The organism is Demequina sp. (assembly GCF_024642165.1).
GTDB lineage: Bacteria > Actinomycetota > Actinomycetes > Actinomycetales > Demequinaceae > Demequina.
The window spans coordinates 1-7,547 of sequence record NZ_JAHEBP010000101.1 but is presented as its reverse complement, the minus strand read 5'-3'; the positions used below and the strand labels follow the sequence as shown (position 1 = coordinate 7,547).

The window sequence follows — 7,547 nt, the reverse complement described above, 5'->3', positions numbered from 1 at the left end:
GACGCCTTCGTGCTGCAGTCCCATGCGGCGCCCATCAACGAGGCGATCATGGAGCACCTGCTCATGGTCGACGCGATGAAGCGCGCGTCCGCGAAGCGGATCACCGTCATCATCCCCAGCTACGGCTACGCGCGTCAGGACAAGAAGCACAAGGGTCGCGAGCCCATCTCCGCGCGCCTCATGGCGGACCTGTTCAAGACCGCCGGCGCCAACCGGGTCATGTCGGTGGACCTCCACACCGCGCAGATCCAGGGCTTCTTCGACGGCCCGGTCGACCACCTGTGGGCCATGCCGATGCTCGCGGACTACGTGAAGAGCCGTGTCTCGCCGGGCAACCTCACCATCGTCTCGCCCGATGCGGGCCGCGTCCGGCTCGCCGATCAGTGGTCGGACCACCTGGGGGCGCCGCTGGCGATCATCCATAAGCGCCGCGACCCGTCCGTGCCCAACCAGGTCAAGGTCCACGAGCTGGTGGGTGAGGTCGAGGGGCGCACGTGTGTGCTGGTCGACGACATGATCGACACCGGCGGCACCATCGTGCAGGCCGCCGAGGCGCTGTTCGAGAACGGTGCCAAGGACGTCATCGTCGCGTCCACTCACGGGCTCCTCTCGGGTCCCGCTGTCGATCGCCTGCAGAACTCCGGGGTGTCCGAGGTGATCGTCACGGACACGCTGCCGATCTCCGACGACAAGCAGTTCGAGAAGCTCACCGTGCTGTCGATCGCCCCGCTCATCGCCCGCGCCGTCCGTGAGGTCTTCGACGACGGCTCGGTCACCAGCCTCTTCGACGGCAACGTCTGACCGCGAGCCGCCACCCGCTCACGCCGAGGCGGGTGCCGCCCTCGGCGTCTCGGTGATTCCCGCATCGTCCCTGCGGGGCAGCCAGTTCCACGCGATGAGTGCGCACGTCACGCCCACGGCGATCCCCGCGAGCACGTCGGTGGGGTGGTGCATGCCGCGATAGACGCGCGCGAGCGCCACGCCGATGGGCAGCAGCACGCAGATCACGATCACCGTCACCCGCGCGGCGCCGTTGCGGATTCGGGTGGCCATCAGGGCGAAGGCGATGTAGACGCTGGTAGACGCCCCGGTGTGCCCGCTCGGGAAGCTCGAGGTGGGGGGCGCATCGTCCAGGTGGTCGACGTCCGGGCGCTCGCGCCCGACGATCAGGGAACTGGTGAGGAACACCGCGGCCTCGACGGCGAGCGCGATGGCCGGCACGATCGCGAACCACCATCGTCCCGATCTCCACCACACCAGCGCGACCACCACCACGCATGTCGCGATCATGACGGTCGTCGACGCCATCGAGGACACCACGCCGGTGACGGAGTCGAGGGCGGGCGTCCGAACCCCGACGAACCACTCGTTGATGCCGTTCTCCGGCAGCTGCGCGAGCAGCAGGCCCACGCCCACCACCGCGACCCACAGCACGGCCGCAGGAAGGAGGATCCGGCGGGGGATGGCGAGGGCGACCTCGCGGCCGGTGGGCGCGGGGGCGTCGGTGTGGTGGCGGCTCATGTCACATCCTCGCGTAGCGGGCGCGGCCCAAGGAGTACAGCCCATAGGCGGCGAATCCGAGGCCCACCAGGATCACGATGACCGGGCCGCCCGGGGCCCCCAGCAGGCTCTCGACCGCGCCGTCCACGCCCTGGGCCTTGTTCGGGTCCGCGGTGACCGCGGCGGCGGTGAACAGCACGCCCACCACACCCAGCGCGACGCCCTTGGCGGGGTAGCCGATCATGCCGAGCACACGTACGCCGGCGCCCACCTCGCCGCGGTTGATGGGCTTCAGGTCCTCGAGGAACTTCTTGGTGAAGCCCTTGTACACGTGGTAGATCGCTGCGGCGACGATGCCCACGCCCACGGCGCCTACCAGGACTCGGCCCGCGGGCGCCTGCATGACGGTGCTCGCGAATCCCTGGGCCTGTTGGTCGCCGTTCGTGTCGCTGGAGCCCATGGCGATGGACGCCGCGGTGACGGCGAGGGACAGGTACAGCGCCGTCTTGCCAGCGGCCTTCAGCCGGTCCGTGGTGTCCGAGCCGCGCACGACATCGGCCAGCTGCCACAGGGCGAGCGCAAGGAACGCCGCGGCAGCGGCCCCCAGGATCACGGTGCCCAGCGGGTTGTGGCCCAGGCTCGCCAGCGCGGTGCTCTGATCCGCCTCGCCGCCACTGCCCATGCCGATCTTGACGATGAGGAAACCGAGGATCAGGTGGAGGACTCCGGAGACGGCGTACCCCGCGCGTGCCGCCTTCTCCCAGATGTCGCCCGACGTGCCCGATCGGGCACCGCTCGTGGACGTTGCCATGCCCAGGCAACCACGGTGGGGGGTGCCGTGATTCCCGCCCGACGCGGAGGTGGCGACCGGGCTCGTGTCCCGGGTATAGTTGACCAGTTCCTCGGCGAGGCTGGGAGTCGTACCCGGCGTGATCGACGCGGCAGATGCGAGAAGCCTGCCTTGCCTGGGCCCCATCTGACGTCAGAGGAGAACATCATGTCCGACAAGCTCACGCTCGCCGCCGAGAAGCGCACCGCGTTCGGCAAGGGCGCCGCGCGCCGCGCCCGCGCCGCTCACCAGATCCCCGCGGTGATCTACGGTCACGGCACCGACCCGCTGCACATCCTGCTTCCGGGCCACGACACGATGATGGCGCTCAAGCACCAGAACGCGCTGCTGACCATCACCATCGACGGCTCGTCGGAGATGGCCATCGCCAAGGATGTCCAGCGCGACCCGGTGCGCCGCATCATCGAGCACGTGGACCTGCTGCTGGTGAAGAAGGGCGAGAAGATCACCGTCGAGGTGCCTGTGCACCTCGTGGGCGAGTCCGCTCCCGGCACCATCCACGTGCTCGAGACCACCTCGCTGCAGCTCGAGGCAGAGGCCACGCACCTGCCCGAGTTCGTCGAGGTCTCCATCGAGGGTCTCGAGGAGGGCGCCAAGATCTCCGCCAGCGACGTGGTGCTGCCCCAGGGCTCGACCCTCGCCACCGACACCGACATCACGGTCGTGATGATCTCCGTGCCGCGCTCCGGCACCGCCGAGGACGACGCCGCCGACGTGGCCGCCGAGACCGCGGCCGCTGCCGCCCCGGCCGCGACCGCCGCCGAGTAGCACCCGTACCGATGATCGCCCGGTTCGCCCGACTCTGGGCTGGCCGGGCGTCGTCGTCTCAGGAGGACAATGTGAGCGCGCTGGTGATGGGGTTGGGCAATCCCGGTCCCGAGTACGAGCAGACCCGCCACAACGTGGGCCAGATGGTCGCCGACGAGCTCGCGGCGCGCGGCTCCGGATCGCTGTCCGTCAACAAGCGGACGCACACGCGCACCGCCACGGTGCGCGTGGCGGGCGAGGCCGTGGTGGTGGGCGTGCCGATGTCGTACATGAACGTCTCCGGCGGGCCCACGTCGTCGCTTGCGAAGTATCATTCGGTCGCCCCGGAGGACGTGATCGTGGTCCACGACGACCTGGACATCCCGTTCGGCGCCGTCAAGATCAAGCGCGGCGGTGGCTCAGGCGGTCACAACGGCCTCAAGGACATCACCAAGGCGCTGGGCACCCCCGACTACGTGCGGGTGAGGGTGGGCATCGGACGGCCCCCGGGCCGGATGGACGCGGCCGCCTTCGTGCTCAAGCCCTTCTCTGCTGCCGAGCGCAAGGAGCTGCCGTTCCTCGTGGACGATGCGGCGGACGCCGTGGAGGCCGTGCTTGCGGACGGCCTGGAGGCGGCACAGCTGCGGTTCCACTCCAAGGGCTGACGCCGGCCTCAGTCGACGACGATGGCGCCCAGGTGCTCCGCCAGCGACGGGCCCAGCGCCATCGCCTGCTGGGCGGACAGCGTGGCGCCGGCGAGCGCGCCCGGATCGCTCACGCGGCCCAGCTCGGTGCCAGAGACATCGAAGCCGTCGATCCTGCCCCGTGACGGCACCAGCTCGTCGAGCGTGCCGCCGGTCACGGTGACCTCTCGCACCCTGGTGCCCGTGAGGTCCAGCACGCCGATGTGCGAGTCCCGGATGTCGATCCGGCGCAACCGGGAGTCGCGCAGCGACAGCACGTCGATCCGCGAGGAGACGATGCGCAGCACGGAGAGGTCCGAGCCGTCCGCCAGCAGCGCCCCGATCCTGACACCCTCGAAGCGCCCGGAGAAGATGGTCGCGCCCGGCATCTCGAGCGACGCCAGCGAGGTCCCGATCACGGTGGTGCCGGAGGCCCGCAGGTTCGGGAGCACGCATCGATCGCCCTGGCAGTCGCTCACCACGCACTCGAAGAGCTGGAGTCCGGGGATCTCCAGGTCGCCCAGCACGGCGCCGTCGAGGTGGCGGCGCTCGAGCATCGCGCCGGGGACCAGGTCCTCCGGCCCGACGGCATCGAGCTGCTCGGCGTCCATTCCTCCACGATATGCCCGTCCGGCACCTCCCTCCGCGCCGGAATTGTCCTCGGGGTCTCGACAGCCCGGGGTCACGGCTGACTAGGATCGGAGGGTCGTGCCGCGCGTGCTGCCGACCTCCTCACGGGGCGCGCGCGTCCCGTGGAGAGCCGATCTCGAGGGAGACCCCGTGACATCCCAGACCAGCCCCTGGCGGATCCCGCAGATGCCCGGCGCATCGTTCGGTGCGGCGCTGTTCGACCTGGACGGCGTGCTGACACCCACCGCGGATGTGCACATGGCCGCCTGGAACCGCATGTTCACCGACTTCTTCGAGGCGCACGGCATCACACCCGCGTACACGGACGCCGACTACTTCACCTACGTGGATGGCAAGCCGCGCTACGACGGTGTGCGCGCCTGCCTCGCCTCGCGCGGCGTCACCCTGCCTGACGGCACCCCCGAGGATGCGCCTGGCGTGGAGACGGTCTGCGGGGTCGGCAACACCAAGAACCAGACGTTCTCCGCGATCCTGCGCGAGGACGGTGTCGAGCCGTACCCCGGATCCGTGGCGCTGATGGATCATCTCGAGTCCATCGGCTGTGCGATGGCCGTGGTGTCGAGCTCGCGCAACGCCCCGGCCGTGCTCGCCGCGGCGGGCATCGCGCACCGATTCGAGATCGTGGTCGACGGGCAGGTCGCCGCCGATCAGGGCATTGCGGGCAAGCCCGCTCCCGACACCTACCTGCGCGCCGCGGAACTGCTGGGCGTGCCCAAGGAGGCCGCCGTAGTGGTCGAGGACGCGATGTCGGGGGTGCAGGCGGGCAAGGCGGGTGCGTTCGGCCTGGTCGTGGGCGTCGACCGCGGCGCCGGCGCCGAGGAGCTCCGCGAGGGTGGGGCCGACATCATCGTGAAGGACCTGGCAGAGCTGGTGTCTCCGTGAGGGCCGCACGTCACGGGCTGGGGGAAGAGAACGCTCCCGACTACGTCGACCGGCTGCGGTTCCCTGCGGATCCGTGGCGGCTGGTGGAGACGGAGTTCAGCGCCAACGACCTGGGCACCACCGAGACGCTGTTCTCCGTGGGCAACGGCTACCTGGGCCTGCGCGGCAACGTCGAGGAGGGCCACGATTCGTACGCCCACGGCACGTTCATCAACGGGTTCCACGAGACGTGGCGGATCCGGCACGCGGAGGAGGCGTTCGGCTTCGCGCGCACCGGCCAGACCATCGTCAACGTGCCGGACGCGAAGATCATCCGTCTCTACGTCGATGACGAGCCGCTGCTGCTGTCCGTCGCCGATCTCCCGGAGTACTCGCGCACGCTCGACATGCGCACAGGTGTGCTGACCCGCGACCTGCTGTGGCGCACCCCGGCGGGCAACCGCGTTCGCGTGCGTTCGCGCCGCATGGTGTCCTTCACGCAGCGCCACCTCGCGATCATGCAGTTCGAGGTGACGCTGCTCGACAAGGAGGCGCCGGTGGCGATCTCCTCCCAGCTCCTCAACCGGCAGGCCGGCGCGGACGAGTACCGCTCGTCGTCGAGCGGCGGCCCCGCGTTCGACCCGCGCAAGTCCGAATCCCTCTCGGAACGCGTGCTCGAGCCGCGCCTGCATCGTGCCCACGACGACCACCTCATGCTCGGGTACAAGTGCGCGAACTCGGACATGACCCTGGCCGTGGCGATGGAGCATGAGGTCGAGTTCGACGGCGACGTGGAGCGCGACACCGAGATCGAGCCGGACTTCGCCAAGGCCGTGTTCCGCTTCCGCGCGGCGCCCGGCCGCACGTTCACGCTCACCAAGGTGGTGACCTATCACACGTCCCGCGTGGTGCCCGCGCGCGAGCTGGGCGACCGCTGCCACCGCACCCTGAGCCGCGTGCGCTCCGAGGGCATCGACACGCAGTTCGCGGACCAGGAGGCGTGGCTGAAGGACTTCTGGGCACGGTCCGACGTCGAGGTCGACGGGGACGATCGCGTGCAGCAGGCGATCCGCTGGAACCTCTTCCAGTTGGCTCAGGCGGCGGCGCGCGGCGACGGTCAGGGCGTGGCCGCGAAGGGCGTGACGGGCTCGGGCTACTCCGGTCACTACTTCTGGGACACGGAGATCTATGTGGTCCCGTTCTTCGTCTACACCTCGCCCGGGATCGCCCGCAATGCGCTGAGGTACCGCTATCGGATGCTGCCGAAGGCTCTGCAGCGCGCCAACGACCTCGCCCAGCACGGGGCGCTGTTCCCGTGGCGCACCATCAACGGCGAGGAGGCGTCCGCGTACTATGCGGCCGGCACCGCGCAGTATCACATCGACGCCGACATCTCCTTCGCCATCGACAAGTACGTCAACGCCACGGGGGACGACGAGTTCCTTGCCCGCGAGGGCATCGACATCCTGGTCCAGACCGCGCGCATGTGGGCGGATCTGGGCTTCTGGCGCAACATCAAGGGCGACGGGTCCTCGTTCCGCATCCACGGCGTGACCGGACCCGACGAGTACACGACCGTGGTGAACGACAACCTGTACACGAACGTCATGGCGCGCTTCAACCTGCGCTCCGCCGCGGCTGCCGTCCGCAAGCTCGCGTCGATGTGGCCCGAGCAGTACCGCAAGATGGTGGCCCGGGTGGGCCTGACCGATGCGGAGGTGGTCGAGTGGGAGAGCGCCGCCGAGGCCATGGCGATCCTGTGGGACGAGGACCTGGGCATCCACCCGCAGGACGCGCTGTTCCATGAGCGCGAGCTGTGGGACCTGGAGAACACGCCCCCCGAGCAGCGCCCCCTGCTGCTGCACTTCCACCCGCTGGTGATCTACCGCTTCCAGGTCCTCAAGCAGGCCGACGTGGTGCTCGCCCTGTTCCTCCAGGGCGACCAGTTCTCCGCACAGGAGAAGAAGGCGGACTTCGACTATTACGACCCGATCACCACGGGCGACTCGACGCTGTCGGGCGTGGTCCAGTCGATCATGGCCGCGGAGGTGGGCTACCACGAGCTCGCGCTGCGCTACTTCTGGGACGGCCTGTTCGTCGACATCGCGGACCTTCACTCGAACACCGCCGACGGCGTCCATGTGGCGTCCGCGGGCGGCGTGTGGTCGGCGCTCGTGCACGGGTTCGGCGGGATGCGCGACTACGGGGGCGTGCTGTCCTTCGACCCGCGCCTGCCGGCCTCCTGGCCGGAGATG

The 7,547-nt window shown here is 69.7% G+C and carries 8 protein-coding genes; 5 read left to right on the top strand and 3 right to left on the bottom strand.

The window, feature by feature from the left end:
• On the top strand, positions 1 to 801 hold an 801-nt coding region (locus tag Q0L54_RS09105), incomplete at its 5' end, for a ribose-phosphate diphosphokinase (protein ID WP_296667427.1).
• An 18-nt stretch (positions 802 to 819) separates the two neighbouring features.
• Here Q0L54_RS09105 and Q0L54_RS09100 read toward each other — a convergent pair.
• A complete protein-coding gene (locus Q0L54_RS09100) occupies positions 820 to 1,521 on the bottom strand; it encodes a phosphatase PAP2 family protein (protein WP_296667426.1) in 702 nt (233 codons plus the stop codon).
• A gap of 1 nt (position 1,522) precedes the next feature.
• Positions 1,523 to 2,311, bottom strand: coding sequence for a DUF1206 domain-containing protein (locus tag Q0L54_RS09095; protein WP_296667424.1), 789 nt, complete (start codon positions 2,309 to 2,311; stop codon positions 1,523 to 1,525).
• A gap of 186 nt (positions 2,312 to 2,497) precedes the next feature.
• Between Q0L54_RS09095 and Q0L54_RS09090 the strand changes: the two genes are divergently transcribed.
• Both Q0L54_RS09090 and pth read left to right on the top strand, forming a co-directional pair.
• Entirely contained in the window at positions 2,498 to 3,118 is a 621-nt protein-coding gene (locus Q0L54_RS09090; protein ID WP_296667422.1) for a 50S ribosomal protein L25/general stress protein Ctc, read from the top strand.
• An 86-nt stretch (positions 3,119 to 3,204) separates the two neighbouring features.
• Complete coding sequence (gene pth / locus Q0L54_RS09085; RefSeq protein ID WP_296667431.1) at positions 3,205 to 3,762, top strand: aminoacyl-tRNA hydrolase; 558 nt, start codon at positions 3,205 to 3,207, stop codon at positions 3,760 to 3,762.
• An 8-nt stretch (positions 3,763 to 3,770) separates the two neighbouring features.
• On the opposite strand, the gene Q0L54_RS09080 is transcribed toward pth, so the two are convergent.
• On the bottom strand, positions 3,771 to 4,391 hold the full coding sequence (locus Q0L54_RS09080) for a hypothetical protein (RefSeq protein WP_296667420.1): 621 nt from the start codon (positions 4,389 to 4,391) through the stop codon (positions 3,771 to 3,773).
• A gap of 205 nt (positions 4,392 to 4,596) precedes the next feature.
• Here Q0L54_RS09080 and Q0L54_RS09075 point away from each other — a divergent pair, with 205 nt between their 5' ends.
• The gene (locus tag Q0L54_RS09075) at positions 4,597 to 5,313 is read left to right on the top strand and encodes an HAD-IA family hydrolase (RefSeq protein ID WP_296667429.1); all 717 of its coding nucleotides are present in this window, start codon (positions 4,597 to 4,599) and stop codon (positions 5,311 to 5,313) included.
• A partial coding sequence (locus Q0L54_RS09070; RefSeq protein ID WP_296667416.1) for a glycoside hydrolase family 65 protein occupies positions 5,310 to 7,547 on the top strand: 2,238 nt, incomplete at its 3' end. The genes Q0L54_RS09075 and Q0L54_RS09070, both read left to right, overlap by 4 nt.